Annotated in this window: 2 protein-coding genes; both read right to left on the minus strand. The window is 60.4% G+C overall.

Going from position 1 to position 2,187, the window contains the following annotated elements; translation table 11 throughout:
• Positions 1-390: 390 nt before the first annotated feature.
• Positions 391-831 carry a hypothetical protein gene (locus tag A2J02_RS27685; RefSeq protein ID WP_156516205.1) on the minus strand — a complete coding sequence of 147 codons (441 nt, stop codon included), beginning with the start codon at positions 829-831 and terminating at the stop codon, positions 391-393.
• A 237-nt stretch (positions 832-1,068) separates the two neighbouring features.
• The gene (locus A2J02_RS28690; protein ID WP_156516206.1) at positions 1,069-1,362 is read right to left on the minus strand and encodes a hypothetical protein; all 294 of its coding nucleotides are present in this window, start codon (positions 1,360-1,362) and stop codon (positions 1,069-1,071) included.
• Between the last annotated feature and the right edge of the window lie 825 nt (positions 1,363-2,187).

The raw sequence follows: 2,187 nt of genomic DNA on the forward strand, positions 1-2,187 counted from the left end.
GGGTCACTCGTCGGGGTGATCCAGCTCAGATCGGGCCGATGAAGACACTACTCATGTGGTCGGGCTGAACCGTCCCGGGTTTGATGCCGCTTCGGTCTTTGCGAGATGACATAGTGGTCCGGCTTGACGTTCTGGGACGGTTGGCTCTCAAGAGTCGGTGCGACACGGAACGTGCACGACGCAGTGAGCGACGATCGACCTCGCCGCGGATACTCCCATACGCGGAACCGGCAGCAGCGTTGTTCAGCGCAGTGACGTTGCACCTTTCATGCTCGTTCAAATGGGTCTGCCCTCGATCGCGAAGGCACTGCGCCGTTCGGGATCTTCTGGAGGTCGCAGGGCTCAGCTGAAGTTCCCTCCCGCGCTGAACGCGACTGGCACCGAATCTCGTCAGATGGCGTGGCAACCGGTTTCGTCGCACATGACGCCATCGGATTCGGTGATGCCGCATGCGTAGCCGGATTCGCACACGTACTGGGTCGGCCCTGACTCCTGAACCACCTGCTCTTGCAAAAATTCGTCGCGGACGCTTTGGCAGTAGTTGGAGTATCCGGTTACGGTCCCGTCCGACCATGTCGTCGTCACCGGGTCGTATCCGGATTGGCACCCGACGATGGTGGCGGGAGTCGGTTCCGGCGCAGGAGGTGCTGGTGTCTCGGGTGGAGCGACCGCGATAGTGGTGGGCGGAGGTGGCGGCGTAGCGTCGGTGGACGTCAACGTCTTCACTGATGAAGTGGTTGGGGCTTGGGGCGTGACCTCGCCGCCGCCACATGCGGACACCGTCAGAGTGAGCATCGAAATCGGAATCAGAAGAGCCAGTTCGAATCTCACGAGTTCACCTTCGTCATTCTGGAGCCGACCGTGCTTGTATGTATCCGCAGACCCGAGCGTGGCGCGCGGCCCATCTTGGACCGACCACGTCTGGCTGCGGCCTCACTTAGAGAAGCGTTTTCGATTGCGCTGGCGTTACAGCGTAAACGGGCAACGATCGTGATTACGGCTTCGATCGAACTGGTTATGAAACGAAGCGGCAGATCTGGTCGATATCCGGGCAGTTAGGCAAGTCATTCAGCTTCCCGCTCCGGCCGCTCCACCGAAAGTTTTCATGAACCTCAGAATCGTCATGGTCATCGCCGCACTCGGAGTAGTTGCGCTCACTGCATGCGGTAACGACACCGGTCCGACCACAAGCACCGCCACCACCACCTCGACCATTACGTCGACGACCGTTGCACCCTCCACGGCACCGATCCCGTCGACGACCGTGGAGCCGGTGGTAGCGCCAGAACCGGTTCCGATCACGTTCGAGTGCGGTGACCTGTCGCTGTACCAATCCGGAACGGCGTTGTACTCCGACGGCACGACCGGATACGAAAGCAGCTGCGATACCTACGTCCCGCCCGCACGGAAGGTTCTCCAGTTCTGTGACTACCCCGGAACGGCTGTGTACACGGACGGAACGTTTCCCACGAGCGACCCCGCCTGTGCGAACGACGAGTTCGTGCCGACCAACCCCAATCCGGGCGGTGGGTATCCGTACATTGCCGAGGAGGATCGCAACGGAGATGGCGTCGTGAACGGGTATGAGCGCTGCGGGCTTGCCTGTGGCCAAGAACCCACTAGTGGCGATCTTCAAACTCAGAGCGGATGCGAGGCCGGGTACATTACAGGGCCGCTCTGCGACCGCTTCGGGGGATAGGGTCCGACTCGGACAGCTCTGATTCAGAGGCACGTGTGCGGTACGCGGCCCGTGATCACGGGTTCTTCGTCTGTGTGAGTACCGTTAAATTCTCAGCATTATCGTCAGCCCTGAACACATCACTTTGAAAAGGAGTGGAGTCGAATGGCCACCACGGTCCGTTTACACGATGGGGGATCATAAGGGACGCCGGTGGACCGAGATGCTGCCGATGGTGGTCATCTTTTACTCATCACTCTGCGGCGGATTCGGATGGATTCACGCGGACGCCAATGGTCGCTCGATTCGCCGAACACCCAGCTCACCGGGCCAATGATGGACGCGAGTGGACCTACTTGAATTGTTATCTCTTGTAAAGCGGGTCCGGGGTTCGAATCCCTGATGGCGCACAACAAAGGGTAAGTCCCGTGGGGTGGTGGACATTCGGTGAGGCGGCGTAGCCGCAGCTCGGGCGTGTCGTACCCGTGTTGTGGGTGGGCCATCGCGTA

The organism is Rhodococcus sp. EPR-147, from assembly GCF_001647185.1.
GTDB lineage: Bacteria > Actinomycetota > Actinomycetes > Mycobacteriales > Mycobacteriaceae > Rhodococcoides.